This window comes from Stappia sp. 28M-7, from assembly GCF_014252955.1.
Taxonomy (GTDB): domain Bacteria; phylum Pseudomonadota; class Alphaproteobacteria; order Rhizobiales; family Stappiaceae; genus Stappia.
In genome coordinates this window covers 2,895,145-2,920,386 of the sequence record NZ_JACMIA010000001.1, presented here as the reverse complement: position 1 = coordinate 2,920,386, position 25,242 = coordinate 2,895,145, and the positions used below count along the sequence as shown (strand labels likewise).

Here is a 25,242-nt window from a genome sequence, read left to right as displayed (position 1 = left end):
CCGGTTTTACCGGAATACCCTGCGTAAGGTGACGGCCGTCACAGAGAATGCGCGCCAGAAAGAGCATGGATCCCGCCGCGGCCTGTGAGGCCGCGCTTACGGAGGGAGCCATGCGGTTCTTTGATTTTGGAAATGTAGTTCTGCTTGCCACGCTTGCGCTCGTGCCGGCCCGGGTGGATGCGGCCGGGCCGCAGGATCAGGTCGAGCGTGGCCGTTATCTGACGGAAATGATGGGCTGCAACGATTGCCACACGCCGGGATACTTTCTCGGCAAGCCGGACATGGCGCACCGCCTGTCGGGCTCGGAAGTGGCGTTCGAAATTCCGGGCATGGGGGCTTTTGCCGGGCCCAACCTGACGCCGGACAAGGCGACCGGCCTCGGCGCCTGGTCGGATGCCGAGATCGATACGGTGATGCGCACCGGCGTGCGGCCGGACGGGCGCACCCTGGCGCCCAGCATGCCGTGGCGGTCCTTCGCCTCGATGAGCGCGGAGGACATGGCGGCGATCATCGCCTATCTGCGTTCGCTTCCTGCGACCGAGCACAAGGTGCCCGGTCCGTTCGGTCCGGGCGAGACGTCGAACACGTTCGTGATGCGGCTCGTGCCGCCGGGCGCGGTCGTCGCCGGCGCGCCGTAAGGACGGGCATCCTGTTCGGGCCGCGCGGGTTTGCTGCGCGGCCCTTTTGCCGTTTCGCCTGTGCATAGCGGGCAGGGCGGGAGACTTGCGGGTTTGCCGGCATGCTCCTTGCCCTATAACAGGGGCCATGGCGCTTCATCTTCTCAAGCTCTGCGTCGGCGTCGACGCCATCGAGGATCTCCAGGCCTGGATCGATTTCCGCCTGGAGGAGAAGCGTGCGAGCGGCGAGCCGGCCGAGCAGTATCACACCACCAGGATGATCCCGACCCGGCGCGACGAGCTGCTCGACGGCGGTTCGCTCTATTGGGTGATCAAGGGCTCGATCCAGGCGCGCCAGCACCTCCTCGACATCCGCCCCTTCACCGATGCGGCGGGCGTCAAGCGGTGCCAGCTGGTGCTGGAGCCGGTGCTGCACCCCACGCGGCCGCAGCCGCGCCGCCCGTTCCAGGGCTGGCGCTATCTCAAGCCGGACGATGCGCCGGCAGATCTCCGCAAGATGGCCGGCGGCGGCGACATTCCCGAGGCGATGCGCCGGGAACTCGCCGAACTCTGTCTGATCTGACCCGCGCCTTGCGCAAGGCCGGCCTGTCGTTCAGGCCCAGCCGGAGGCCGGGCGGGTGACGGCCATGTTGTCGATCAGCCGGGTCTTGCCGAGCTTTGCCGCGACCAGCAGTCGGGCGCTGGTGCTTTCCGGTCCCACCGGCGCCAGCGTTGCGGCATCGCACAGTTCCAGATAGTCGACCGCGAACCCGCCCTGCGTAAGCTGCGCGGTGCCGTCCGCCAGCACCGTTGCCACCGGCTCGCCGGCTTCGATGCGTGCGATCGCCTGCATCAGGACCTGCGGGACCAGTGCGGCGGTGCGGCGGGCGTCGGCATCGAGATAGCGGTTGCGCGAGGACATGGCGAGCCCGTCCGCCTCGCGCACGGTCGGGGCGCCGACGATGGTGGTGGGGATGCCGAGATCGGCAACGAAGCGGCGCACCACGGCGAGCTGCTGGTAGTCCTTCTCGCCGAACATGGCGATGTCGGGCAGGGCGGCGAGCAGCAGCTTGGCGACGACGATGGCCATGCCGTTGAAGAAGTGGGGACGGGTGAGGCTCTCCAGCCCGGCGGACGGCCCGCCGACGGTCATGCCGGTGGCGAAGCCTTGCGGGTACATCTCTGCGACGGAGGGCAGGAACACGCCCTCGACCGACAGCTCTTCCAGCATGCGGATGTCGGCTTCGTTGTCGCGGGGATAGGCGTCGAAATCCTCCGTCGGGGCGAACTGGGCGGGATTGACGAAGATCGAGACGATGATGTGCTCGGCCTGCTCGCGCGCGGCGCGCACCAGCGACAGGTGGCCCTCGTGCAGGGCGCCCATGGTCGGTACCAGCGCGATACGGTGTCCGGCGGCGCGTGCGGCGGCAATGCCCTCGCGCAGGTCTGCAACGGTCTCGTGAACCCTCGGCCTGGTCATGTCTTGCGGTATCCTCCCGTCTGCGACACCGTTCCCGTCGGCGTCGGCTACGGTGTTTACCGCCTTTTGCGGTCGCGGTTTGGATTTTTCCGCAATGGGCGCCATATCAATTGCAACTGACTGCAAGGCTTGCGCGAATGGCGAGGAGGAATGGTGGACGACGACCGCAGGATGGAGACGACACGCGCGCGCGCGCCGGCCGACAGGAGCGCGGGCAAGACGCCCGCGGCCTCGGCCCGGAGCGAGATCTCCGCGTTTCTCGGCGCGGCGCAGGCGACACGTAACGTGGCGACGGCCGGACGGTTGGTGATCGCGCTCGATGCGACCATGAGCCGCCAGCCGACCTGGGACCGGGCGTGCTCGATCCAGGCGGAAATGTTCACTGCCGCCGGCGAGGTCGGCCGGCTCGCCATGCAGCTCGTCTATTTCCGCGGCTTCGGAGAGTGCGCCGCCTCCAAATGGGTGGATGACGGCGAGGCGCTCGCCCGGCTGATGACCCGTATCGACTGCCGGGGCGGCCAGACCCAGATCCGCAAGGTGCTCCGCCACGCCATCGACGAGACCCGCCGGCGCAAGGTTCAGGCGCTCGTCTATATCGGCGACTGTGTGGAGGAGGATGTCGACGCGCTGTGCGCAAGGGCGGGGGAGCTCGGCCTGCTCGGCGTGCCGGCTTTCATCTTCCAGGAAGGCGCGGATGCCCATGCCGAGACCGCGTTTCGCGAGATCGCCCGGCTGACGCGAGGCGCGCATTTCCGTCTCGACGGGTCGTCGGCGCGCGAGCTTGCCGATCTGCTGAAGGCGGCGGCGGTCTATGCGGCGGCCGGGCGCGAGGGGCTGGAGCGGTTGACGCGCGGCGGCGATGGCGGGGCGAAGCGGCTGCTGCAGCACCTTGGCTGAGGCGAGACCCGTCCTGAAGAGGTGAGGCGGGCGGGCGCTCCCGAAAGGCCGGTTCGGGCCTTATAGTGCCGACACCTGCAAGATTCCGAAAGACGAGGACAGGCATGGGATTTTTCCTGCTCGGCATCGGGCTTCTGGCCCTGCTGCTGGCATTTGCGCATTACACGACGCGGGCGAACCCGTCGGACCTGGCGCGCCAGATGAAGACGGCGGGCGGCATCGGTCTCCTCGCTGTTGCGGCGGCGATGCTGGTCTTCCGGCGCATCGATCTGGCGATGCTGGCCGGCGGCTTCGGGCTGACGCTGCTGGGCCTGCGGCGCGCGCGCGGCTTCCGGCCGGCAGGCGAGGGCCAGAACGGCGAAAGCGGAGCGACCTCGACGGTGCGCTCCGCTTTCCTGGAGATGCGTCTCGACCACGACAGCGGTGCCATGGCGGGCGAGGTTCTGGTGGGACGCTTCGAGGGACGAACCCTCGACAGCCTGTCACGCGAAGAGCTTTCGGCCCTTTATGGCGAGCTGTCCGGGGATCCGGACAGCCGCGCCTTATTTGAGGCTTATCTCGACCGCCGGGAGCCCGGCTGGCGTGTAGACTTCGAGGCGGATGCCGCAGCGGGGCATGGAAGCCCGGCGGGCGCGGGCACCATGACCGAGCAGGAGGCCTACGAGGTTCTGGGGCTTTCTCCCGGCGCCGGCGAGGCGGAAATCCGGGCGGCGCACCGCCGTCTTATGAAACGCGTCCATCCCGACCAGGGGGGGAGCGGATTTCTCGCCGCCAAACTCAACGAGGCGAAGGACCTGCTTCTCGATCGTCATTGAACTCACCAGTACGCGTGACAAGTTGATCTGGGTGATGGGCTGACGTCCTACTGATACACTGCGTAGCAGTTGAACCGCTTCTGCTTCAGGTCGCGGCAGGCATTCCAGGCCGCGGTCTTGGTCTCGAACCCGACGAAGCGGGCGCGATAGAGGGTGGCACCGCCGGAATCGACCGGCTCGGTGTAGGGGTCGTAGCCGCGCAGCTTCGAGCCGAGCGCGCCCTGTGCCTTCTTCAGCATGCTGACGGCCGCATGCTCGCTTTCGGCGGCGGCGATCTGCACCTGCCAGCCCGGCACCGGGTCGGCGGCATTGTTGGCGGCGACGGTGACCGAGGCATTGGCCGGCGCGTCCGGCAGATCCGCGGTCACAGGCTCCGGATCGGGCAGGGCGGCGGCCACCACCTCGTCGCCGACAGCGGCAACGCGGATGGTCTGGGTGCGCACCGTGCGCACGCCCGGCGAGCGCGGCGCTGCGGTCGGCTGCGGAGTTGCAGCAAGGTCGGCCGCGGCGACCTGCATTGCCTTGCGGCGCAGGATGGCCTTCAGGTCCGGCTTCTGCGGCACCGGTGCGATGGAGCCGGTGACGATGTCGGAGGCGGTCTCGGCGGAGCCTTCGGTCTCGCGCACGGCCGGAGCCGCGACCGGAATGACGCTGGCCGGCTGGCTGAGGGCGGCAACGCGCATCAGCTGTTCCTGCGGCTTGAGGCCGGGCACCGGCACGTTGCGCAGCTCGGCAAAGGCGAGCGGCTTCGGCGTCACCTTCGGCAGGCTGGCCGGGGCCTCGGCGCGGGCCACCAGCATCGGCGCGGTGCGCTTGCCGCGGGTCGCCTTCGGCAGGTACTGCGAGATCAGCTTCTTCATCTGGGCATTGCGCGAGGCGCCGGTGCGCCCGCCCATCACCACGGCGACGATGTGCCGGCCGCCGGTGTTGACGCTGGTGACCAGGTTGAAGCCGGATGCGCGGATGTAGCCGGTCTTGATGCCGTCGACGCCCTTAACGCGCCCGAGCAGGCGGTTGTGGTTGCCGTAGCGGCGGCCCTTGTAGGTGTAAACGCGGGTGTTGAAGTACTTGTAGTACTTCGGGAAACGCTCCTGGATCGCGCGGCCGAGCAGGGCCATGTCGCGCGCCGTGGTCTTCTGGCGGTTGTCCGGCAGGCCCGACGGGTTGTGGAACGTGGTGCGCTTCATGCCGATCTGGCGGGCGGTGCGGGTCATGCGCTGCGCGAAGGCCGGCACGGAACCGCCGACATTCTCGGCCACCACGACGGCGACGTCGTTGGCCGACTTGGTGACCAGCGCCATGATGGCGTCCTTGACCTTGATGGTGCTGCCCGGCTTCAGGCCCAGCTTGGACGGCGGGCGGCTCGCGGCATGCTTGGACACCTTGAGCGGCGTCTGCAGCGACATGCGACCGGCCTCAAGCTCCTCGAACAGGACGTAGAGCGTCATGATCTTGGTCAGCGAGGCCGGATAGCGGGCCGTGTCGGCCTTGTAGCTGTACAGGGTCCGTCCCGACTTCACGTCGACGACGATCCCGGAATACTTCGAGTTGGCGAAAGCGGGAGCGGAAAGCATCGCGGTGAGGGCGAGGGCCATGGCGGCCAGAAGCGCTCCCCGGGTTCCCATTGCAAATGCGCGTCCGACGCGCCGCACACCTTTACTCAGCACAATTTTACCCCACTCGGGTCCAGGTGTTTCGTTTGCGTTGCGATCCGGATCCCCGCCAGCCCCGGCCGGATGCACCGCGTGTTGCCTCATCTTGCCCGAAATACGGTTACGAATGTTCAAACACGACCATGACACGAAACCGGTTTTCGAGATTTTTGGCCGACTTGTCGTCGGCTCCGATGCTGCCGAGAGTCGCAAAAGGCAGTTAATGCGCCGTTACCGGAGGCGCTCCCGGACACGCGAAACCGTGCCCAAAGCGTCGCCCTTGTGCAAGTGCGAGGGAAAAGTCCAGCAATGCCCGCAACTTGCGGCGATCGGGCGGCTTGGTATCGGGAAAAACACGGCCGGAAGCTTGCGAAGCCGGCTATGTTGCAGTGCGAAAGAACTCTTGACAAAATTTGTGCATTGCATATATCTGAGGTTGTTATCGCAAGGCTCGACGCTGAGGCGTGCCAGAGGGAGATCCTTCAGGGTTTTCCGTGGACGTTCGGACATTCGGGCACATCGCGTGCCGGAACCGGCGAGGCCGGACCGGACCGGAACACCGGGGCAATTCACAAGGCCGCAAGGCCTGCACGACAAACGCTCAGAGGTCACCAATGATCAACAATTTCGAAGACATGCAGAAGCTCGGCAAGGACAACATGGACGTCGTCATGCAGAGCTTCGGCGCCATGACCAAGGGCTTCCAGGCGATCGCCTCGGAAGTTGCCGACTACCAGAAGAAGTCCTTCGAGACCGGCACCGCCGCCGTCGAGAAGCTGGTTTCCGCGAAGTCGCTCGACAAGGCCTTCGAGGCCCAGAGCGAGTACGTGAAGACCGCCTATGAGGGCTTCGTCGGCGAGGTCACCAAGATCGGCGAGATGTACAGCGACCTGGCCAAGGACGCGTACAAGCCGTACGAGAGCGCCTTCTCGAAGGTCGCCAAGTAAGCTTTACGTCTCCCAAGACGATCCCGGCGGTTCGCCGCCGGACTTTTGACCCGCAGGCAAAACCTGCGGGTCTTTTTCGTTTCAGCGTCCCCTTTTTTGTCCCAGCCGCAGAAGCGCGCCGTTTCGCGCAGATTGCCGGTCCCGCCCGCCAACAATTCGGCATGTTGCATCGGCGAATGCACAAGGGTGCCATTGAGCTTGGCGCAGGATGCCATACATTAACGGAGCGCGCGGGCACGATTGCCCAAGCGGCTGCTGCAAGGGGCCGGCTAACTGGGGCAAGACCGTTCGCGTCGCGGTCGCGGCACGGATTTCCCGAAACGGGACATGCAGGACGCTGCCTTATCCGGCTTGCCGCAACGGCGGAAAGGACACACGCTCCGACTCCGTCCATGCTGGCAAGGCCGGGGACCGAAGAGTCGGACCGGCGTGAGGAAACGCCGGTCGTCTCCAGGCCCTGCAGGGCAACGCCCGCCTGCCGGCCGCGGCAGGAGATGGAAGCGAGAAAGGCGCGTTACGTGACCGCAAGAAAATCACGGGTGTCCGGGCCGCTCACGGACGGAAACCCGTCGCTGGAGGCGATGGAGAGCCAATGACCAACGGACCTCAGCGCGGCAGCGGTGACGACACGGGCAGCGAGCTCGTCACCAAGACGCGGACCGTCGCCAAACGGCCAAACCTGTATCGCGTTCTGTTGCTGAACGACGACTACACGCCGATGGAATTCGTCGTGCACGTGGTGGAGCGGTTCTTCCAGAAGAACCGTGAGGAAGCCACGCGCATCATGTTGCACGTCCATCATCACGGCGTCGGGGAATGCGGTGTTTTCACCTACGAGGTGGCAGAGACCAAGGTCACTCAGGTCATGGACTTTGCCCGCAAACACCAGCATCCTCTGCAGTGCGTGATGGAAAAGAAATAGGGGTCGCCCGTGCCGTCATTCTCCCGAAGCCTTGAAAAGGCCCTGCACCAGGCGCTCTCGTTCGCGAACGAGCGACAGCAGGAATACGCGACCTTGGAGCACCTGCTCCTCGCGCTGATCGACGATCAGGACGCGGCCGCGGTGATGCGCGCCTGCAACGTCGATCTCGACGTCCTCAAGCGCAATCTCGTGGAATATATCGACACCGAACTCGAGAACCTCGTCATCGACGGCGATGACGATTCAAAGCCTACCGCCGGGTTCCAGCGCGTCATCCAGCGCGCGGTGATCCATGTCCAGTCGTCGGGCCGGGAAGAGGTGACGGGAGCCAATGTGCTCGTCGCCATCTTCGCCGAGCGGGAAAGCCACGCGGCCTATTTCCTGCAGGAGCAGGACATGACCCGCTACGACGCGGTCAACTACATCTCCCATGGCATTGCCAAGCGCGCCGGCATGTCCGAAGCACGTCCCGTTCGCGGCGCCGACGAGGAAGCTGCGACGGAGGAGGGGGTGGAAAAGCCCAAACAGAAGACGGATGCGCTCGAGGCGTATTGCGTCAATCTCAACGAGAAGGCGAAGTCCGGCCGCATCGATCCGTTGATCGGCCGCGATGCGGAGATCTCGCGCACCATCCAGATCCTGTGCCGCCGCTCGAAGAACAACCCGCTCTTCGTCGGTGATCCGGGTGTCGGCAAGACCGCCATTGCGGAAGGCCTGGCAAAGCGCATCGTCGACGGCGACGTGCCGGATGTCCTGCTGGACGCGACGATCTTCTCGCTCGACATGGGCGCGCTGCTCGCCGGCACCCGCTATCGCGGCGACTTCGAAGAGCGCCTCAAGCAGGTGGTCAAGGAGATCGAGGAATATCCGGGCGCCGTGATGTTCATCGACGAGATCCACACGGTGATCGGCGCCGGCGCCACGTCGGGCGGGGCGATGGACGCCTCGAACCTGCTCAAGCCGGCGCTTGCCTCCGGGACGATCCGCTGCGTCGGTTCGACCACCTACAAGGAGTATCGCCAGTTCTTCGAGAAGGACCGCGCCTTGCTGCGCCGGTTCCAGAAGATCGACGTCAACGAGCCGACCATCTCGGACACGGTGGAGATCCTCAAGGGCCTGAAGCCCTATTTCGAGACCTTCCACAAGGTCCGCTACACCAACGAGGCGATCAAGACGGCGGTCGAGCTGTCGGCCCGCTACATCAACGACCGCAAGCTGCCGGACAAGGCCATCGACGTGATCGACGAGTCCGGTGCCTCGCAGAAGCTCGTTCCCGAGGCGCGCCGTCGCAAGACCATCGGCGTCAAGGAGATCGAGACCACGGTCGCCTCGATGGCGCGCATCCCGCCGAAGTCGGTGTCCAAGTCCGACGAGGAGGTTCTGTCGAACCTGAACGCCACGTTGAAGCGGATGGTCTACGGCCAGAACGAGGCCATCGAGACGCTGGCGAGCGCCATCAAGCTCGCCCGTGCAGGCCTGCGCGAGCCGGACAAGCCGATCGGCAACTACCTGTTCTCCGGCCCGACCGGCGTCGGCAAGACCGAGGTCGCCCGTCAGCTCGCCTCCTCGCTGGGCGTTGAGCTGCTGCGCTTCGACATGTCCGAGTACATGGAGCGGCACACGGTCTCGCGGCTGATCGGCGCGCCTCCCGGCTATGTCGGCTTCGACCAGGGCGGGTTGCTGACCGACGGCGTCGACCAGCATCCGCACTGCGTGCTGCTGCTCGACGAGATCGAGAAGGCGCATCCGGACCTGTTCAACATCCTGCTGCAGGTGATGGACCACGGCCGGCTGACCGATCACAACGGCAAGCAGGTCGACTTCCGCAATGTCATCCTGATCATGACGACCAATGCGGGCGCGTCCGACATGGCCAAGCCGCCGATCGGCTTCAACCGGGTCAAGCGCGAAGGCGAGGACCAGGAGGCGATCAACCGCCTGTTCACGCCGGAGTTCCGCAACCGTCTCGACGCGGTCATCGCCTTTGGCAGCCTGCCGACCGAGGTCGTGCACCGGATCGTTGAGAAGTTCGTCATGCAGCTTGAGGCCCAGCTGGCCGATCGCGGCGTGACGTTCGAGCTGACCGAGAACGCCATCGCCTGGCTGGCCGACAAGGGCTACGACGAGCGCATGGGCGCTCGCCCGCTCGCTCGCGTGATCCAGGAGCACATCAAGCGGCCGCTGGCCGACGAGGTGCTGTTCGGCAAGCTCAAGAAGGGCGGCACGGTCAAGGTGTCGGTGTCGGAAGACGCGGCCGGCCTGCTGCTGGAGACGGTCGAGGACACGCCGGTCAAGCCGAAGGCGGAAAAGCCCAAGACCGCCCGCCCGAAGCGCCGCCGCAAGCCGGCGGCGAAGAAGGCCGAGGCTGCCGCTCCGCCGAAGAAGGGCGGTTCGGCCAAGAAGAGCCTGGTGCCGAAGGTGCCGCTGGCGGACTGACGGCTCCGGCATTCCATCGCCGCGCTTCCTGCGCGGCCTCGCGGAACGGCGCCCTTGCGGCGCCGTTTTGCATTTCGGCTTCAACCTGCTAGGTAGGATGCTCTCCCTGCCGCTCCCCCTCCCGGAGCCGGCGCCTAGTCTTGCGGTCTTGTTTCATGCCGACGTCCCCGTCCGCATCCCCGGAGCCATTGCCGGATCAGCCGGAGGTCGGCGCGCAGCTGCCCTCGCGCGTTTGGATCCTGCGCGGCATCCGGGCAGCGGTTTCCATTCCCGCGCTCATTCTCGCAGCCGCCTTCGTCGGCTATGCCGGTCTCGCCCGTGAGAGCGGCTTCACGCTCGGCGAGACGCTGGCCATGGTCGGCTTCGTCTGGGCCCTGCCGAGTGTCGTCGTGCTCACCGGCGCGATCACCGCCGGCATGGGCCTCGTGCCGGCGGCCATTGCGGTCGCTCTCGCCTCGGTCCGCCTGATGCCCATGACCATGGCCCTGATGCCGGTGCTGCGGGTCGACGGCCGGACACGCCGCTGGCAGCTGCTGATCGCCTCGCATTTCGTTGCCGTCACGGCCTGGGTCTGGGCCATGCGGTATCTGGAGGAGCATCCGCGCGAGGCACGGCTGCCGTTCTTTCTCGGCTTCGGTGCCAGCCTGACGGTTTTCGTCTTCTGCATGACCGGCATTGCCTATGTGCTGGTGGAGGACATGCCGCTGTTGCCGTCGGCGGCGCTGTTCATGCTGACGCCGGTCTATTTCCTGTGCTCGCTGTGGGGCGCGGCGCGCATTTCCGCCGACAAGGCGGCGATGGCGATCGGGCTGCTCCTCGGGCCGCTGTTCCATCTCTACATGCCGGGGCTCGACCTGTTGTGGACCGGGCTGGTCGGCGGCACGCTCGCCTATGTCGGCACGCGGATCGCGCGAAGGGGGCTGCGATGAGTGCTGCCGATGCCTGGTGGTGGCCCTATGTGATGATCGTGGTGGCCGGCTGGCTCGCCACCGACATCTGGCGCTGGCTCGGCGTCTTCGCCAGCGGCAAGCTGCGCGAAGACAGCGAGGTGATGATCTTCGTGCGTTCCATCGCGACGGCCCTGGTGGCCGGCGTGATCGCCAAGCTGATCCTGTTTCCCGCCGGCGCCCTGCAGAGCGCGCCGGTGGCGCTGCGCATTGTCGCGGCCGCCTGCGGCTTTGCCGCCTTCTTCGCCTCGCGGCAGAAGGTGGTGGTGGGCGTTGCGGTCGGCGAGGTCGTGCTTATCGGCGGCTGGCTGCTGCTGGGTCTCGGCTGAGGACAAGTCGGGGAACAGGGCGTGCTGCTGACACGAGGCTGTCAGCAGGGGGCTGCTACTCCACCGCCAGCGACGGCGCGATGGCGTGCCGTCCATCCGGCCCCGAAGGAGAGACCCTGATGTCCGACACCCGTTCCGCCGACAAGCTGACGCTGCACTACGCGCCCCGCAGCCGTGCCAGCACCACCCGCGTGCTGCTCGACGAGCTTGGCGCGCCTTACGATCTTCATGTGCTGAACATGCGCGCGGGAGAGCTGAAGTCGCCCGAGTATCTGGCGATCAACCCGCTCGGCAAGGTGCCGGCGCTGACCCATGGCGACACGGTTGTGACCGAGTCCATCGCCATCGCGCTGCATGCCGGCGATCTCTTTCCGCAGGCCGGCCTGACGCCCGCTGTCGATGATCCGCGCCGCGGCGCCTATCTGCGCTGGATGGTGTTCTATGCCGCCAGTTTCGAACCGGCCCTGATGGACAAGTTCCTCGGCCACGATCCCGGCCCGCAGTCGTCCTATGGCACCTACGACCAGGTGATGGAGACCCTGGCCGAGCAGCTCGGCAAGGCGCCCTACATTCTCGGCGACGAGATCACTGTTGCGGATATCCAGTGGGGGGCAGCGCTGCGCTGGACGCTGATGTTCAAGCTGGTGCCGGACCTGCCGGTCTTCACCGAATATGCCGAGCGCATCACCGCCCGGCCGAGCTTCCTGCGCGTCTTCGAGGACGAGGCACGGCTCGATGCGGAGCATGAGGCCGCCGCTGCAAAGGTGAGCGGCGGCGACTGATCTTTCGCGTTTGGGCTCAGGCGAGCGCGGCGCGGATCTTGTCGGCGTTGGCGGCCAGCACCGCCTGGTCGGCCATCTCGCCCGTATGCGGGCGCATCGGCACATCGGCAAAGCGCGGGATGACATGGACATGGGTGTGGAACACCACCTGTCCGCCCGCGCTTTCCGAGAACTGCTGGATGGTGGTGCCGTCGGCGTCGAAGGCGCGCACCACCGCATGCGCCATCTTCTGCACGGTCTTCATCACCGCGTTAAGGTCGTCTTCGGCAATGTCGAGGATGTTGCGGGACGGAGCCTTCGGAATCACCAGCACATGGCCGTCGCCGCGCGGCATGATGTCCATGATGACGAGGGTCTTGTCGTCCTCGTACACCTTCTGGGCGGGCAGCTCGCCGCGCAGGATCTTGGCGAAGACATTCTGGTCGTCATAGGCGGCAGCTTCGATCGGCATGGCTTTCTCCGGTAAGGGCCGAACAGGCGAACTCGTTGTCCCTTGGCAGCATAGCCGCTGCCGGGGTTCAAGTTCAGAATCAGATTCAAGCTGAGAAATCGATTCAATGGCGGCTTGAGGATGGCCCGATGGCGTCTCGGGCGGGCCTTGCATATCGATTCAACGACGGCGAAAAGACGAGTCGATAGAATCGGATGGGGTGAGGTCTTCAGGCTTTCCTGAAGGGCGAGTGCTCGTCGCGGATATAGGCGCCTTCCTGCTCCACCGCCCGGCGCTCGCGCTCCAGATAGTCGGCGACCGCATCGCGCAATCCGGGGTGGGCGATGTAGTGGGCTGAGCGCGTCAGGCTCGGCAGATAGCCGCGCGCGAGCTTGTGCGCGCCTTGTGCGCCGGCTTCCACGCGGGGCAGTCCATGCTCGATGGCATGGTCGATGGCCTGGTAGTAGCAGACCTCGAAATGCAGAAACGGGTGCTCCTCGATGCAGCCCCAGTTTCGCCCGAACAGCGCATGCGAGCCGACGAGATTCAGCGCGCCGGCGATGTAGCGCCCCTCGCGCTTGGCCATCACCAGCAGCACCCGCTCGCCCAGCCGCTCGCCGAGCAGCGAGAAGAAGCGGCGGTTGAGATAGGGGCGGCCCCACTTGCGCGCGCCCGTGTCCTCGTAGAAGTCGTGGAAGGCATCCCAATGCGCTTCCGTGAGGTCCTTGCCCGTCAGCCGCTCGATCTCGATGCCGGCCGCCACCGCCTCGCGCCGCTCCTTGCGGATCTGCTTGCGCTTGCGCGAGGCAAGATCACTGAGAAAGCCCTCGAAGTCGGTATAGTTCCGGTTCTCCCAGTGGAACTGCTGGTCGGTGCGCTGCAGGTAGCCGTGCTCGCCCGCCGCGTCCCACTCTTCCTCCTCCATAAAGGTGATGTGCGCGGAGGAGGCCTCGCGCAGCGCGCAAAGGTCCTGCAACCCCTGCGCCAGCGCGGCGATGGCGGCCGGGCGGTCGATATCCGGTCCGGTCAGGAAGCGCCGGCCGGTCGCCGGGGTGAAAGGGACCGAGCACTGGAGCTTGGGATAGTAGCTGCCGCCGGCGCGCTCATAGGCATCGGCCCAAGCGTGGTCGAAGACGTATTCGCCCATCGAATGGGACTTCAGATAGCAGGGCAGGGCGGCAACGGCGCGTCCGTCCGGGTCTTCCAGGATCAGGTGCTGGGGCAGCCAGCCGGCGCGGCGTCCGACGCAGCCGGCCTCCTCCAGGATCGACAGGAAGTCGTGCGATATGAAGGGGTTGAAGGCGGTTTTCGGAGAAACTGATTCAGCGTCTGCAGACTTTGATTCAAGTGGGGCTGGCGACAGCTTGCCGCCGGAATCGAGCTGCCAGCCGGGATTGGCGAGCGCGTCCCACTCCTGGCGCGGGATGTCGGAGAGCCCGCTGGTCGCCTTCAGGCGGAACGCGCGGGTGTCTTCGTCGCTTGCGGTCACTCGGGCAGGCCTTCAACGCTTGCGGCCCGCGCGAGGAGGAGCGCGGCGGGCCGGGTGGGAACTCGTTCCTCACATCTAGTGCGCCGCACGCTTCCTGCAAAGACGGCGCGCTAGGAAGACGGGGCGGCGTCCGGATCGAACCCTTCGAAGACGATCTGGTCGGCGAAGGCGCGGGCGCGGGTAAGGTCCTCGGGCGTGCGGACCGTCCAGGCGATCAGCGGCAGGCCGAAGACCTTGCGCAGCACCGTCGGGGCGAACGCCGGCAGGTCCTTCACCCAGTAGGAGACGAAGCTCGGCCGGGTGCGGACGCTGTGCAGCATGTGGCGCAGGGCGAAGCGCTCGACGCGGCTGGCGCGTCCCCATTCCTTCAGGTCGCGGGCACCGTCGCCGAGCGCGCCGCGCGGAATGTCGGGGGCGGCTTCGCGCATCAGGGCCAGCATTTCCGGGTCGAAGGACTTCACCGCGACCGGGCCCGAATAGCGGGCAAGGCTTGCGGCGATGGAGGCGATGAAGGCGCGCTCCGGCGCGCGGCCGAAGCGGGACTTGATCTCGATGCAAAGCCCGGCCTTGCCGTCCACCTGGTCGAGCAGGTCGTCCAGCGTCCAAAGGCGGTCGTCGGTGCCGCGCAGGGCGATGCCGGTGAGTTCGGCGGCGCTGCGCTGGCGCACCGGGCCGCTTTCGAAGGTCAGCCGGTCGAGCGTGTCGTCATGAAAGACGATTGGCACGTCGTCGGCGCTCTGCTGCAGGTCGACCTCGATGGCAAAGCCCTTGTCGACGGCTGCCTGAACAGCGCTCTGACTGTTCTCGAGGCAGCCGCGCGACTTGTCGTGATAGCCGCGATGGGCGATGGGACGGCTGGTCAGCCAGGAAATGTCACGCATGGTGGTGTCTGCCGTCCCTGAGCCGTCTTACTCGACCTCGAAAATCGCCTCGACCTCGACGGCCACGCCGAAGGGCAGGCCGGCAACGCCGACGGCCGAACGGGCATGGCGACCGCGGTCGCCGAGGGCCTCGACGAGGAAGTCGGAGGCGCCGTTCATCACCTTCGGCTGGTCGCTGAAGTCGGGCGTGGAGTTGACGAAGCCGACGATCTTCACAAGGCGCACGACCTTGTCGAGGTCGCCGAGAGCGGCCTTGGCCTGGGCCAGCAGGTTGATCGCGCAAAGACGGGCGGCCGCCTGGCCGTCCTCGATGGAGGTACCGGCGCCGAGCTTGCCCTGGAACTGGATGCCGTCCGAACCCATCGGGATCTGGCCGGAGATGAACAGCTGGTTGCCCGTGCGCACGAAGGGCACGTAGTTGGCCGCCGGCGCTGCCGCCTGCGGAAGGGTGACGCCCAGTTCGGCGATACGTGCCTCGATCTGACCCGACATTGCAGTCCTCCTTTGGATGGTCGGCGGCGACATTGGCCCAAATCCGGGGAGGCATCAAGCCGCCTGCCGGGCCGGCGCGGGAGAAACGGGTGGATGATCGCGGGGGTGCCCGGCTTCCTGTCGCGAATGGGTCTGGTCGGCGCGCGCCGGATGGGCAAGACTAGGGGCAGGACCTGTTTATATGGCAACAATGGTCGTCCTGACCCCAAGGGCCGGATTGCTCCAAGGAGACAAGCTTCATGTGTCATACCCACTGGACGCGCCCGCTCGCCATGGCCGGGCTTGGCGTCCTGCTGGCGACTGCCGGCGCACCCGGAGCGGCTTTTGCCGGCATTCAGCTGCAGCCGCACCGCGCCGTTTACGACCTCGGGTTGACCGATACGTCGCAAGCCGCCGGCATGAGCGCCGTGCGCGGGCGCATGGTCTACGAGTTCACGGGAAATGCCTGCGAGGGCTACAGCGTCGCGTTCCGTTTCGTCACGCAGGTGGCGGACGAGGGCGGCAACAGCCGCGTCACCGACCTGCAGACGAGCTCCTTCGAGGAGCCGGCCGGCAAGAGCTTCCAGTTCCTGTCGAAAACCTTCATCAACCAGCAGCTCAGCGAAGAGACGCAAGGGCGGGCCGAGCGGACGGATGGCGGCATCGACATCGACGTGAAGAAGCCGAAGGAGAACCAGGTCGCGCTGAAGCGCAAGGTCCTGTTTCCGACCGAACATCTGATCACGCTGCTGGGGCGGGCGCAGGAGGGGGAGACGATCTTCGTCGCCGATCTCTTCGACGGCTCGGAGACCGGCGAGAAGGTCTATGAGACCACGGCGGTGATCGGACCGCGCCGCGAGGGCGCCGGCGATGTCGGGCGCGATGCGGAGGCGGCGGTTGGCGAGATCGGCGCGAGCGCCCACTGGCCGGTGACGATTTCCTATTTCGACGAGACCAAGGGCGATGGCGGCGAGCGCACACCGATCTACCAGCTCAGCTTCCTGCTCTACGACAACGGCGTCAGCCGCCGGCTGGTGCTGGACTACGGCGACTTCGAGCTGCGCGGAAACCTCGTCGAGATGACGCCGATGACGGCGAGCGAGTGCAAGCAGTAGCTCTTCAGGCGAGACAGGGGTGCGGGCAGGCGAGACCGCCCGCACCCGTTTTTTCAGCCGAGATCAGCGGATCGGCGGGGCGAACTGGATGCCGCCCTGCGACCACAGGGCGTTGACGCCGCGCGGAAGCTGCATCGGGCTGCCGGTGCCCAGGTTGCGGTCGAAGGACTCGCCGTAATTGCCGACATGCCGCACGATCCGGGCGACCCAGTCGTTGGTCAGGCCGAGATTCTTGCCGAACTCGCCGTCGAGGCCGAGCAGCCGGCGGATCTCCGGGTTGTCGCTGGTGGCGGCAAGGTCGTCGACATTGGCCTTGGTGACGCCGAGCTCCTCGGCATTGACCATGGCGAAGACCGTCCAGCGGACGATATCGAACCACTCATCGTCGCCCTGGCGGACATAGGGGCCGAGCGGCTCCTTGGAGATGACGCCGGGCAGCAGCATGTGCGCGTCCGGCTCGGCCATCTTCAGGCGGTAGGAGACGAGCTGCGACATGTCGGTCGTGAGTGCGTCGCAGCGCTTGCTCTCATAGGCCTTCACCGTGTCGTCGATGCTCTGAAAGGTGACGAGCTGGTAGTCCATGCCGTTGACGCGGAAATAGTCGGCAAGGTTCAGCTCGTTGGTGGTGCCCTGCACGGTGCAGATCGAGGCGCCGTTCAGCTCGCGGATCGATTCCACACCGAGGTCGCGGCGCACCTGGAAGCCCTGGCCGTCGTAGTAGTTGACGGCGGTGAAGTCGAGGCCGATGCCGGAATCGCGGCCGAGCGTCCAGGTCGTGGTGCGCGGCAGCACGTCGATCTCGCCGGTCTGCAGCGCGACGAGACGGTCCTTGCTCGACAGCGGCACGAAATCCGCCTTCTGCGGGTCGTCGAAGATTGCCGCTGCCAGCGCGCGGCAGACGTCGACGTCGAGGCCGGTCCAGGTGCCCTTGTCGTCGGCCATGCTGAAGCCGGCGATGCCGGTGCTGGTCCCGCAGACCAGACGCCCGCGCTCCTTGACGATGTCGAGCGTGCCCTTCGCCAGCGCGGCGTTTCCGAGCAGCAGCGTTCCTGCCACTGCAGCCAAAGCCAGCTTGATGCCTGTTGATGCCATTCCATGTTCTCCGGTTGGGTCGTCTTCTTCACTTCAAGGGGCGGGCCTTGCCCGCGCCCTTCCACTGGCAGCGCGCTACAGGTCCATGACCTCGTAGCGGCCATGTGCCGTTGGCCTTGGTGTCGGGTCGTCGCTGATGGGGATGATTTCTGCCGGTTCGGCCCGGGGGGCGGTCTCGCCCTCGCGCCAGATCCAGTAATGGTTCTCGGGAAGTCCGTTGACCGCGACGACCTTGTGACCTCCCTGCGCGTCGATGGCGTGGATGGTGACGCGGCCGATCAGGCCGCCGACCAGGCGGCGCATGTCCTCCACCGCCTCGTAGACGGCGTTCTCGACCGAAGCTCCCATCTTCATGTAGAGCACCACCGCGCGGGCGGTGCCGCAGCGGATGGTCATCTCGCCGACACCGGTGCAGGCGCAGGCGCCATGGCGGCTGTCCGCATAGGAGCCGGCGCCGATCACCGGGCTGTCGCCGAGGCGGCCGGGATATTTCCAGCCCCAGCCCGATGTGCTGGTCGCCGCCGCGATGTCGCGGTTGCGGTCCTGGCCGAGGAACACCGTCGTGTCGCGGCCGAGCTCGGGATCGATCGCCTGCTTGCACAGCTCGCGCATGGGCACGTCCGGCCAGTCGCGGCGCTCCGCCTCTCCGACCTCGGTGGCGAACCAGCGGTTCCAGGCGTTTTGCGCGTGCGGCATCAGCAGCTCGCCGGCCTCCGCGCCGATCTCGCGGGCGAAGCGCATGGCGCCTTCGCCGACCAGGAATTCGTGCGGCAGCTGTTCCATAACCTGGCGGGCGATGGAGACCGGATGCAGGAAGCCGGTCATGGCGCCGACCGCGCCGGTGCGGAACGTCGTCCCGTCCATGACCGAGGCGTCGAGCTCGACGGTGCCCAGAAGGTTGGGCCAGCCGCCGCGGCCGACCGTGCGCACGCTCTCGTCCGCCTCGACCAGGCGCAGGCCCGCCTCGAGCGCATCGAGCGCGGTGCGGCCCTCGGCCAGGAGCTGGGCCGTTGCCGGAATGCCGCAGCCGCCTTCGTTGTTGGAGACTACGATCATGCGGCAGGAGCCTGCATGCGAGCGTGGATTTCTCTCATATTGTATCCAGTTATCTTTGCGTCTTTTTGGTCTGTAAATCGCTGTTTTTAGCCGAAAATTTCGAGGTCAGATGAAGCTGATATCGCTACTATGACATATTCTGAAAGAAATTGGATTCAATTTTTTCAGGCGCGAAAGGCTGCTATGATCGCGGCGGATCACGGGGTATGCCTGCCCGACCGACACCGCAAAAGAGACGCGTTTTGCCGATGACATCGATTGCTGCATCAGGAAGCGGCGCTGCCGGGCGCCGCAAGACGACGAGCGCCCAGGTGGTCGACCGGTTGCGTGAGCGCATCCTGAGCGGTGCCCTGCCGGAGGGTGCGCAGCTGCGACAGGAAAAGCTCGCGGCGGAGCTCGGCGTCAGCCGCGTTCCCGTGCGCGAGGCGCTGCACCAGCTGGAGGCCGAGGGGCTGGTCACGCTGGTCTCTCACAAGGGGGCGGTGGTCTCGGGGCTTTCCGTCGACGACCTGGAGGAGACCTACGAGATCCGTGCGCAGCTGGAGGGCTGGCTTCTGGAGCAGGCGATGCCGCTCCTTGGCGAGCGGGATTACGCGCGCGCCGAGGCGCTGGTGACGGAGATGGAGAGCGATCCGCGCGACGAGAGCTGGTCGGATCTCAACTGGCGCTTTCACGAGACGCTCTATGCGCCGGCGAACCGGCCGCGCACGCTGGAGCTGGTGCACAAGCTCTATCGCAACGCCTATCGGCACTTTCCCTTGCCGATCCGGCTGACAGGCGGGCGCGATCGGATGAGCCGCGAACACCGGATGCTGGTCGAGCTGTGCCGCAAGGGCGATGTCGAGGCGGCGCGCGAGCACCTGACGACGCATATCCTGCTCGGCGCCCGGACGCTGATTTCCCGCCTCAAGGCGTTGCGCCAGAAGGAGACGGCCGAGGAGGCCCGGTAAGGCCTTTCGCCGCTAGCGGTCGCGCTGCCGGCGCGGGGCGCCGGCCTTGGTGAGGCCCAGCTCCACCGCCTTCTTGCCGAATTTCGAGCGCAGCGCGTCGACGGCGCGCTCGGCCCGGGCGCGCTGGCCGGCAACCGGATCCACCAGGTCGTCCGGATCGGCCCGCGTGCCGTCGGTCAGTTCCGACACGCCGATGCCGATCAGGCGGAAGCGCTTTCCTTCCGCTGCGGTCTTCAGCAACTCGTCGCCGGTGCGGAAGATCCGGTCGGCAAGCTGGGTCGGGTCGGCAAGACTGCGCGAGCGGGTGATGATGCGAAAGTCCGGCGTCTTCAGCTTCAGCGTCACCGTGCGCCCGGCAAGGTCCGCCGCCTTCAACCGCGTCGAGACCTCTTCCGCAAGGCGCCGCAGGATGGCGCGCAGCCGCCCAAGATCGGAAATGTCCGTGTCGAAGGTCGTCTCGCTCGACACGCTCTTGGTCTCGCGATGCGCCGAGACCGGGCGGTCGTCGCGGCCATGGGCAAGGCTGGCGAGCCGGAGCCCCATCGCGCCGTAGCGGCGGGCGAGGTCGACCGCCTCCATCTTCTGCAGCTGGCCGATGGTGGTCAGCCCGTCTGCGGCGAGCTTTTGCTGAAACACCTTGCCGACGCCCCAGATCAGCCCGATCTTCTGTTCGGCAAGGAAGCTCACCGCCTCGGCCGCGCCGATCACCGAGAAGCCGCGCGGCTTGTCGAGGTCGGAGGCGATCTTGGCCAGGAACTTGTTGGGCGCAAGGCCGACGGAGACGGTGACGCCGACCTCCTCCTCGATGGAACGGGCGAAGCGCGCGAGCGATTCCGCCGGGGTTGCGTGATGCAGCCGCTCCGTGCCGGTCAGGTCGAGGAACGCCTCGTCGATGGACAGCGGCTCGACCAGGGGCGTCAGCGCCCGCATGCGCTCGCGGATGTCGCGGCCGACGCGCACGTATTTCGCCATGTCGGGCTTGATCACCACCGCGTCGGGGCACAGCTCGCGCGCCTTGAACATCGGCATGGCCGAGCGCACGCCGCTGATCCGGGCGATGTAGCAGCAGGTCGAGACGACGCCGCGCGTGCCGCCGCCGATGATCAGCGGCCGGTCGGTCAGCTCCGGGTTGTCGCGCTTTTCAACCGAGGCGTAGAACGCATCGCAGTCGATATGGGCGATGGAGAGGATGTCGAGTTCGGGATGGGAGAGCACCCGCGGGCTGCCGCATGCGCGGCAGCGCAGGGAGGTGCCGCGCACCGCCGCCGGCGCCCGGGTCAGGCAGTCGCGGCACAGGACGGTGCCGGCGCGGCGGGCCGCCTCGGCGCCGCCGCCCGCTATACGTCCCCCAACAGGCACTGCGCCCGACATGTCCCGCGGCTCCGGTCGTTCGGCGGCGGGGTGAGCTCTCAGCCGCCGATCACCTGCCGAATATAGGTGGTCGCGGTTCCCCAGTCATGGGTCTTCAGGCCGGTTCCCTCGATATCCTCCGCTCCGGCGAAGAAGCGCTGGTCGGCGATGAAATGCACCAGCGTGCTGCCTGCGTGGCTGTCGCGCACCGAGCGGATGTTCGAGGGGCTGTCGTCGATGAAGACGACCGGCGCGCTGCGCCCGGCGGCAAGGGCCGCCACCGCCCCGCCCTTGGGGCCGGAATTGGTGACCAGAGGATAGGCCATGCCATGGCTGGTGAGCGTGCGGATGCGCCCCTCGCGATTCCAGGCGCCCGGCAGATTGGTGAGGAACACCACGTCGGCGGCCCCGGCAAGGCTTGCCAGCGCATCGGCGGCGCCCGGCACCGGCTTCTGCAGCTCGACCCACTCGTCGAAGAAGGCCTGGATCAGCGCCCGCACCACGGTCGCCTCCAGCAGGGTGCCGGCCGAATCTGCGATATTGCCGGTCAGCTTGTATTCGTGGCTGAGGAAGCGGTGGCCCGAGCGGCCCATATGCTCTTCCAGATGGGCAAGGAACAGCAGCACCACCTCGTCCACGTCGCAGATGACAAGCGGCCGCCCGGGTCGCGCGGGATGCGTGTCGTGCAGCTGGCGGATCTGGTCGAGCGTTGCCGGCAGCACCGGCGTCGGCGCGCTCATTCGCCGTTCTCCGCGAAGGCGCCGTCGCCATGTGCGGTATCGAGCGCGTGGCGGGCGGTGGCGATGGTGGTCGGGCGCAGGCCGCGCGCCTCGCAAAACGCCAGCAGCAGGGCCTCGTGGCCCATGTAGAACTCCAGCACGCCGATCAGGAAGCCGGGCTCGCCCGCCGCGTCCCTGAGGTCGGCCGGGCCGATGCCGGCCAGGGCCAGGAACCGGCCCAGATGCTCCATGTCGGAGGCGAGATAGCCGAGAGCATCGGTGGCGATCGCCTCCGCTTCCTCGGACCCCAAGCGGGATGAATGCCGCCCAATCATTCGCGTTTGCCTTTCCGAAACGAATTCCCTCTACGATATATGGTACCTATCGTGGGTAAGGGGCCGACGCCAGTCACGCTCTCGCCAAGCCGGCGCTACAAGCTGCCGGACGTGAGCCGCGGGAAGGCCGGGCGCGGGGACGAAGGCGAATACTATGGCTAAAACCGTGCTGATTGTTGAGGATAACGAACTCAACATGAAGCTGTTTCATGATCTTCTTGAGGCCCATGGCTACCAGACGCTGCAGACCCGCACGGGGATGGAAGCGCTGGAGCTGGCGCGTGAGCACCGGCCGCAGCTGATTCTCATGGATATCCAGCTGCCGGAGGTTTCCGGGCTCGAAGTCACGAAATGGATCAAGGAAGACGACGACCTCAAGACCATTCCGGTCATCGCCGTCACGGCCTTCGCGATGAAGGGCGATGAGGAGCGAATCCGGCAAGGCGGCTGCGAGGCCTATATTTCCAAGCCGATCTCGGTCGCCAAGTTCCTGGAAACCGTGCGTTCCTATCTGGGCGACTGATCAACGGAAGAGGGCATGAGCGGGCGCATTCTCGTTGTCGACGACGTCAAGGCGAATGTGAGGCTCCTGGAAGCGAGACTGGGAGCCGAGTATTTCGAGGTCCGCTCCGCCGTCAGCGGCGCGCAAGCGCTTGAAATTCTCGCCGATTGGCCCTGCGATATCGTCCTGCTCGACGTGATGATGCCTGGCCTCGACGGGTTCGAGGTCTGCCGGCGAATCAAGACCGACCCGCGCCTTGCCCATATCCCGGTCGTGCTGATCACCGCGCTGGACCGCTCCGAGGACCGCATTCGCGGCCTGCGGGCCGGGGCCGACGAATTCCTCACCAAGCCGGTCAACGATGTCGCGCTGGTTGCGCGGGTGCGCAACCTCATCGGTCTCAAGCGGCTGACCGACGAATTGCGCCTGCGCGCCCAGACCGGCTCGCAGTTCGGCCTTTCCAGCGATTTCGATCCGGCGGGGGAAATGCCCGCCAGCCTTCTCATCGTCGACGACCGGCCGACCTCGGCCGAGCGCCTCGCCGGTGCGCTGTCGCGCGACTACGACGTTGCGGTGGAACCGTCGGCGGCGCAGGCGCTGCTGTCGGCCTCGAACGGGGCCTACGACACGATCCTGATCAACCTGCGCATGGCCAGCTACGACGCGCTCCGGCTCGTCTCGCAGCTGCGCTCGCTCGATCGCACCCGGCTCGTGCCCATCGTCCTGATCGCCGATGCGGACGATACGGGGCGGGTGACGCGGGCGCTCGATCTCGGCGTCAACGACCACGTGGTGCGGCCCATCGACAAGACCGAGCTGGCGATCCGCGTGCGTACCCAGGTCAGCCGCAAGCGGGCGATCGACCGGCTTTCCGCCGATGTGGAGCAGACGCTGGCGATGGCGGTCACCGATCCTCTGTCGGGCCTGCGCAACCGGCGCTATCTGGAAACGCATCTGGCGAGCGAGTTGCGCCAAGCGGTCGAGGCCGACCTGCCGCTGGCCCTGATGCTCGTCGATATCGACCATTTCAAGCGGGTCAACGACCTGCACGGCCATGACGCCGGCGACGGAGTGATCCGCGATGTGGCCCGGCGCCTGCGCTCGCACACCCGCAGCCTCGATCTCGCCTGCCGGTTCGGCGGCGAGGAGTTCGTGATGCTGATGCCGGAGACCGATCTGGAGAAGGCCGCGGGCATCGCCGAGCGGCTGCGCAAGATCATCGAGTCCGAGCCCTTCCGCCTGCCGTCCGCCGATGAGATTCTGGTCACGGTGAGCATCGGCGTTGCCGTGTTCCAGGGGAGCGGGGACAGCGGGTCGGCCATGTTGAAGCGTGCCGACCAGGCGCTCTATCGGGCCAAGGCCGGGGGGCGCAACCGCGTCGAGCTGGAAGCGGGAGAGGGCGCCTCGGCCCAGCCGCTGACAGGCGGCACGTCCGGCCGCACCGCCCGCATCGGCTAGCTGCCGTCTTCTACTGCCGATAGCCGGGGATGGTGCGGCGGGCTTCCTCGTCCACCTGCGCTACGGTCAGTTCGTAGTCGCGCCGGCGGTCGTTGAGCTCGAAACGGGCGTCCTGGATCTCGAATCGCGCGTCCTGCACCTTCTGGCGCAGATCGTTCTGGCGGTCGCGGCAGGCGATGCGCTCGTCGCCCTTCTTCTCGCGGCAGTCGATCCGGTCCAGTTCCGAGCGCAGGCGGTCGATCTCGCTCTGGCGGTTGTCGATCCGCCGCTCCAACTGCGTGACCTTGTCGCGTGTGGTCCAGATCCGCTTGCCGAGCCGGTGGGCACGCTCGGCCTCTGCGACAAGGTTCGGCGGGCAGATCGGCGACAGGCTGGTGTTCTGGCGGCCGAGGTTGAAGCCGTTGAGCGGGGTGCAATAGAGCTGCACACCCTGGTTCCAGCCGCTCATATAGGCCTGCGGGTCCGGGGTAATGCCGTGGCGGCCGCAATCCTTGATGACGTCGTCGAAGCGGGAGGAGGGGTAGCCCTGCGCCGCGTGGGCACGACCGATCTCGCTCCAGTCTCCGGCAACGCATTGTTCCTTGGAGACCGTCTCGCAGCCTGCCAGCAGCGCTGCGGCAAGGACCATGAGGAGGGCGGTGAGGCAATGTCTCATGAGGTGTATCCGCTCCGCTGAAACGAGGGCGCGCGGAGGGCTCATGCTGCCGCCCCCCAACGGCGTCTTTTCCTTATCGGCGGGGCGGGTCGCGCGCAACTGCGGCGAGGCGCGGTGCATCGAACAGGGGGGCATAGGTCCACGGCAAACGGCGCCGATGAGGGGCGACAACCTGCCGAATCGAACGTGCCGCCATCGCCTTGCGCAACAATGTTGCGAGCTTTGGGCGTTAACCGAACTTATTTACATAAAAACAAAAGAAAGTTTTAACGATCTCGGCGAGTGTGTTGATTCGGCGGGCCTTTCAGGTACTCTCACCTCAATCGACGGCGGCAGATCTTCGGGTTGCCGCCCCGCTATCTTGCCGACTTCGCCGTTTTCTTCGCGCAGCCGAGCAGGATGCCCCACGGAAAGTTCAGGTCCGCCGCATCTCCTGACACCGTGGGTCCGATCGGCGTCCCCCCGGGTTTGGAGTGGCCTCCTCGTGTCCCGGCCGGGACGCCGATCGCCTACTCCCCAGCGAATCTCATCCCGTTCCCGAAAGCCGCCGCGCGGCCCGCCTGCCTGTGTTCGCGCGCCGTCGGGCGTTCGGCGTCACTGGGCCCTGAACGCAAAAAAGGCCCCCGAAGGGGCCTTTGCCGGCAGTGCCGTCGCGCGGTGGCGCAAGATCTTACTTGATCTTGGCTTCGCGGAACTCGACGTGCTTCTTCGCGACCGGGTCGTACTTCCGCTTGACCATCTTGTCGGTCATCGTGCGGGAGTTCTTCTTGGTCACGTAAAAGAAGCCGGTGTCAGCCGTCGACAGCAGCTTGATCTTGATGGTGGTCGCCTTGGCCATCGTTCTTGTCCTTGCACTTGTGTCCGGCCATACGTCGGAGCCTCCGTTTCTTCGGAGAAGACGCTCCACCGGTTAGT

General features: G+C 66.5%; 27 protein-coding genes. 14 read left to right on the top strand and 13 right to left on the bottom strand.

Translation table 11 applies throughout. From position 1 onward, the window contains the following. Positions 1–110: 110 nt before the first annotated feature. Together H7H34_RS12890 and H7H34_RS12885 are read left to right on the top strand one after the other, a co-directional pair. Positions 111–638, top strand: coding sequence for a c-type cytochrome (locus H7H34_RS12890; protein WP_245165066.1), 528 nt, complete (start codon positions 111–113; stop codon positions 636–638). Between the two features lie 127 nt (positions 639–765). Then, on the top strand, positions 766–1,200 hold the full coding sequence (locus H7H34_RS12885) for a DUF1489 family protein (protein ID WP_185925407.1): 435 nt from the start codon (positions 766–768) through the stop codon (positions 1,198–1,200). A gap of 30 nt (positions 1,201–1,230) precedes the next feature. Here the strand turns inward: H7H34_RS12885 and panC are convergent, their stop codons facing one another. After that, positions 1,231–2,097 (bottom strand): pantoate--beta-alanine ligase, encoded by an 867-nt coding sequence (gene panC / locus H7H34_RS12880; RefSeq protein ID WP_185925406.1) that lies wholly within the window; start codon positions 2,095–2,097, stop codon positions 1,231–1,233. Between the two features lie 171 nt (positions 2,098–2,268). Between panC and H7H34_RS12875 the strand changes: the two genes are divergently transcribed. Then, positions 2,269–2,994, top strand: coding sequence for a vWA domain-containing protein (locus H7H34_RS12875; protein WP_185926537.1), 726 nt, complete (start codon positions 2,269–2,271; stop codon positions 2,992–2,994). 104 nt (positions 2,995–3,098) lie between these two features. Continuing rightward, a complete protein-coding gene (locus H7H34_RS12870) occupies positions 3,099–3,809 on the top strand; it encodes a DnaJ domain-containing protein (RefSeq protein ID WP_120267575.1) in 711 nt (236 codons plus the stop codon). A gap of 47 nt (positions 3,810–3,856) precedes the next feature. Here H7H34_RS12870 and H7H34_RS12865 read toward each other — a convergent pair whose 3' ends face one another. Then, positions 3,857–5,434 carry a D-alanyl-D-alanine carboxypeptidase gene (locus H7H34_RS12865; protein ID WP_185925405.1) on the bottom strand — a complete coding sequence of 526 codons (1,578 nt, stop codon included), beginning with the start codon at positions 5,432–5,434 and terminating at the stop codon, positions 3,857–3,859. Between the two features lie 644 nt (positions 5,435–6,078). Between H7H34_RS12865 and H7H34_RS12860 the strand changes: the two genes are divergently transcribed. From H7H34_RS12860 to H7H34_RS12835, 6 genes are all read left to right on the top strand, one after another. After that, positions 6,079–6,408 carry a phasin family protein gene (locus tag H7H34_RS12860; protein WP_185926536.1) on the top strand — a complete coding sequence of 110 codons (330 nt, stop codon included), beginning with the start codon at positions 6,079–6,081 and terminating at the stop codon, positions 6,406–6,408. Positions 6,409–7,000: 592 nt separating this feature from the next. Continuing rightward, positions 7,001–7,330 (top strand): ATP-dependent Clp protease adapter ClpS, encoded by a 330-nt coding sequence (gene clpS / locus H7H34_RS12855; RefSeq protein ID WP_120267578.1) that lies wholly within the window; start codon positions 7,001–7,003, stop codon positions 7,328–7,330. Between the two features lie 9 nt (positions 7,331–7,339). After that, positions 7,340–9,766 carry an ATP-dependent Clp protease ATP-binding subunit ClpA gene (gene clpA / locus H7H34_RS12850; protein ID WP_120267579.1) on the top strand — a complete coding sequence of 809 codons (2,427 nt, stop codon included), beginning with the start codon at positions 7,340–7,342 and terminating at the stop codon, positions 9,764–9,766. A 188-nt stretch (positions 9,767–9,954) separates the two neighbouring features. Further along, positions 9,955–10,695, top strand: a complete 741-nt coding sequence (locus tag H7H34_RS12845; protein WP_245165064.1) for an AzlC family ABC transporter permease — start codon at positions 9,955–9,957, stop codon at positions 10,693–10,695. After that, positions 10,692–11,042 (top strand): AzlD domain-containing protein, encoded by a 351-nt coding sequence (locus H7H34_RS12840; RefSeq protein WP_120267581.1) that lies wholly within the window; start codon positions 10,692–10,694, stop codon positions 11,040–11,042. Before H7H34_RS12845 ends, H7H34_RS12840 begins: the two co-directional genes overlap by 4 nt. Before the next feature lie 119 nt (positions 11,043–11,161). Then, positions 11,162–11,824, top strand: coding sequence for a glutathione S-transferase family protein (locus tag H7H34_RS12835; protein WP_120267582.1), 663 nt, complete (start codon positions 11,162–11,164; stop codon positions 11,822–11,824). A gap of 16 nt (positions 11,825–11,840) precedes the next feature. On the opposite strand, the gene H7H34_RS12830 is transcribed toward H7H34_RS12835, so the two are convergent. The 4 genes from H7H34_RS12830 to H7H34_RS12815 form a co-directional block, all read right to left on the bottom strand. After that, positions 11,841–12,269 (bottom strand): HIT family protein, encoded by a 429-nt coding sequence (locus tag H7H34_RS12830; RefSeq protein WP_120268323.1) that lies wholly within the window; start codon positions 12,267–12,269, stop codon positions 11,841–11,843. Between the two features lie 214 nt (positions 12,270–12,483). Next, complete coding sequence (locus H7H34_RS12825) at positions 12,484–13,743, bottom strand: GNAT family N-acetyltransferase (RefSeq protein WP_185925401.1); 1,260 nt, start codon at positions 13,741–13,743, stop codon at positions 12,484–12,486. Positions 13,744–13,853: 110 nt separating this feature from the next. Then, positions 13,854–14,624, bottom strand: coding sequence for a glycerophosphodiester phosphodiesterase family protein (locus H7H34_RS12820; RefSeq protein ID WP_185925400.1), 771 nt, complete (start codon positions 14,622–14,624; stop codon positions 13,854–13,856). Between the two features lie 27 nt (positions 14,625–14,651). Beyond that, positions 14,652–15,116, bottom strand: coding sequence for a RidA family protein (locus H7H34_RS12815; protein WP_120267585.1), 465 nt, complete (start codon positions 15,114–15,116; stop codon positions 14,652–14,654). A gap of 239 nt (positions 15,117–15,355) precedes the next feature. Here H7H34_RS12815 and H7H34_RS12810 point away from each other — a divergent pair, with 239 nt between their 5' ends. After that, on the top strand, positions 15,356–16,210 hold the full coding sequence (locus H7H34_RS12810) for a cell envelope integrity EipB family protein (RefSeq protein WP_209006213.1): 855 nt from the start codon (positions 15,356–15,358) through the stop codon (positions 16,208–16,210). 63 nt (positions 16,211–16,273) lie between these two features. On the opposite strand, the gene H7H34_RS12805 is transcribed toward H7H34_RS12810, so the two are convergent. Together H7H34_RS12805 and H7H34_RS12800 are read right to left on the bottom strand one after the other, a co-directional pair. After that, a complete protein-coding gene (locus H7H34_RS12805; RefSeq protein ID WP_120267587.1) occupies positions 16,274–17,302 on the bottom strand; it encodes an amino acid ABC transporter substrate-binding protein in 1,029 nt (342 codons plus the stop codon). 75 nt (positions 17,303–17,377) lie between these two features. Beyond that, the gene (locus H7H34_RS12800) at positions 17,378–18,358 is read right to left on the bottom strand and encodes a glycosylasparaginase (protein WP_120267588.1); all 981 of its coding nucleotides are present in this window, start codon (positions 18,356–18,358) and stop codon (positions 17,378–17,380) included. Between the two features lie 248 nt (positions 18,359–18,606). Between H7H34_RS12800 and H7H34_RS12795 the strand changes: the two genes are divergently transcribed. Next, positions 18,607–19,308, top strand: coding sequence for a GntR family transcriptional regulator (locus tag H7H34_RS12795; protein ID WP_158592620.1), 702 nt, complete (start codon positions 18,607–18,609; stop codon positions 19,306–19,308). 12 nt (positions 19,309–19,320) lie between these two features. Here H7H34_RS12795 and H7H34_RS12790 read toward each other — a convergent pair whose 3' ends face one another. The 3 genes from H7H34_RS12790 to H7H34_RS12780 are packed head-to-tail and all read right to left on the bottom strand — an operon-like array spanning position 19,321 to position 21,688. Then, entirely contained in the window at positions 19,321–20,679 is a 1,359-nt protein-coding gene (locus tag H7H34_RS12790) for a DNA polymerase IV (protein WP_185925399.1), read from the bottom strand. A 38-nt stretch (positions 20,680–20,717) separates the two neighbouring features. Continuing rightward, positions 20,718–21,398: a hypothetical protein gene (locus tag H7H34_RS12785; protein ID WP_209006212.1), complete on the bottom strand. Its 681-nt coding sequence runs from the start codon at positions 21,396–21,398 to the stop codon at positions 20,718–20,720. Next, complete coding sequence (locus tag H7H34_RS12780) at positions 21,395–21,688, bottom strand: DUF3572 domain-containing protein (RefSeq protein ID WP_245165062.1); 294 nt, start codon at positions 21,686–21,688, stop codon at positions 21,395–21,397. Before H7H34_RS12780 ends, H7H34_RS12785 begins: the two co-directional genes overlap by 4 nt. Before the next feature lie 178 nt (positions 21,689–21,866). Between H7H34_RS12780 and H7H34_RS12775 the strand changes: the two genes are divergently transcribed. Together H7H34_RS12775 and H7H34_RS12770 are read left to right on the top strand one after the other, a co-directional pair. Next, positions 21,867–22,235 carry a response regulator gene (locus tag H7H34_RS12775; RefSeq protein WP_067216017.1) on the top strand — a complete coding sequence of 123 codons (369 nt, stop codon included), beginning with the start codon at positions 21,867–21,869 and terminating at the stop codon, positions 22,233–22,235. Between the two features lie 15 nt (positions 22,236–22,250). After that, positions 22,251–23,672 (top strand): PleD family two-component system response regulator, encoded by a 1,422-nt coding sequence (locus tag H7H34_RS12770; protein WP_120267592.1) that lies wholly within the window; start codon positions 22,251–22,253, stop codon positions 23,670–23,672. A gap of 10 nt (positions 23,673–23,682) precedes the next feature. Here H7H34_RS12770 and H7H34_RS12765 read toward each other — a convergent pair whose 3' ends face one another. Both H7H34_RS12765 and rpmG read right to left on the bottom strand, forming a co-directional pair. Next, a complete protein-coding gene (locus H7H34_RS12765) occupies positions 23,683–24,327 on the bottom strand; it encodes a DUF2799 domain-containing protein (protein ID WP_209006211.1) in 645 nt (214 codons plus the stop codon). A 670-nt stretch (positions 24,328–24,997) separates the two neighbouring features. Then, positions 24,998–25,165, bottom strand: coding sequence for a 50S ribosomal protein L33 (gene rpmG, locus H7H34_RS12760; protein ID WP_120267594.1), 168 nt, complete (start codon positions 25,163–25,165; stop codon positions 24,998–25,000). Between the last annotated feature and the right edge of the window lie 77 nt (positions 25,166–25,242).

Bases quoted from the DNA above. Each gene is read 5' to 3' on its own strand.
- H7H34_RS12890 (WP_245165066.1), top strand. From the start codon at position 111: ATGCGGTTCTTTGATTTTGGAAATGTAGTTCTGCTTGCCACGCTTGCG.
- H7H34_RS12885 (WP_185925407.1), top strand. From the start codon at position 766: ATGGCGCTTCATCTTCTCAAGCTCTGCGTCGGCGTCGACGCCATCGAG.
- panC (WP_185925406.1), bottom strand. From the start codon at position 2,097: ATGACCAGGCCGAGGGTTCACGAGACCGTTGCAGACCTGCGCGAGGGC.
- H7H34_RS12875 (WP_185926537.1), top strand. From the start codon at position 2,269: ATGGAGACGACACGCGCGCGCGCGCCGGCCGACAGGAGCGCGGGCAAG.
- H7H34_RS12870 (WP_120267575.1), top strand. From the start codon at position 3,099: ATGGGATTTTTCCTGCTCGGCATCGGGCTTCTGGCCCTGCTGCTGGCA.
- H7H34_RS12865 (WP_185925405.1), bottom strand. From the start codon at position 5,434: ATGGGAACCCGGGGAGCGCTTCTGGCCGCCATGGCCCTCGCCCTCACC.
- clpS (WP_120267578.1), top strand. From the start codon at position 7,001: ATGACCAACGGACCTCAGCGCGGCAGCGGTGACGACACGGGCAGCGAG.
- H7H34_RS12840 (WP_120267581.1), top strand. From the start codon at position 10,692: ATGAGTGCTGCCGATGCCTGGTGGTGGCCCTATGTGATGATCGTGGTG.
- H7H34_RS12835 (WP_120267582.1), top strand. From the start codon at position 11,162: ATGTCCGACACCCGTTCCGCCGACAAGCTGACGCTGCACTACGCGCCC.
- H7H34_RS12820 (WP_185925400.1), bottom strand. From the start codon at position 14,624: ATGCGTGACATTTCCTGGCTGACCAGCCGTCCCATCGCCCATCGCGGC.
- H7H34_RS12815 (WP_120267585.1), bottom strand. From the start codon at position 15,116: ATGTCGGGTCAGATCGAGGCACGTATCGCCGAACTGGGCGTCACCCTT.
- H7H34_RS12810 (WP_209006213.1), top strand. From the start codon at position 15,356: ATGTGTCATACCCACTGGACGCGCCCGCTCGCCATGGCCGGGCTTGGC.
- H7H34_RS12805 (WP_120267587.1), bottom strand. From the start codon at position 17,302: ATGGCATCAACAGGCATCAAGCTGGCTTTGGCTGCAGTGGCAGGAACG.
- H7H34_RS12800 (WP_120267588.1), bottom strand. From the start codon at position 18,358: ATGATCGTAGTCTCCAACAACGAAGGCGGCTGCGGCATTCCGGCAACG.
- H7H34_RS12795 (WP_158592620.1), top strand. From the start codon at position 18,607: ATGACATCGATTGCTGCATCAGGAAGCGGCGCTGCCGGGCGCCGCAAG.
- H7H34_RS12790 (WP_185925399.1), bottom strand. From the start codon at position 20,679: ATGTCGGGCGCAGTGCCTGTTGGGGGACGTATAGCGGGCGGCGGCGCC.
- H7H34_RS12785 (WP_209006212.1), bottom strand. From the start codon at position 21,398: ATGAGCGCGCCGACGCCGGTGCTGCCGGCAACGCTCGACCAGATCCGC.
- H7H34_RS12775 (WP_067216017.1), top strand. From the start codon at position 21,867: ATGGCTAAAACCGTGCTGATTGTTGAGGATAACGAACTCAACATGAAG.
- H7H34_RS12770 (WP_120267592.1), top strand. From the start codon at position 22,251: ATGAGCGGGCGCATTCTCGTTGTCGACGACGTCAAGGCGAATGTGAGG.
- H7H34_RS12765 (WP_209006211.1), bottom strand. From the start codon at position 24,327: ATGAGACATTGCCTCACCGCCCTCCTCATGGTCCTTGCCGCAGCGCTG.
- rpmG (WP_120267594.1), bottom strand. From the start codon at position 25,165: ATGGCCAAGGCGACCACCATCAAGATCAAGCTGCTGTCGACGGCTGAC.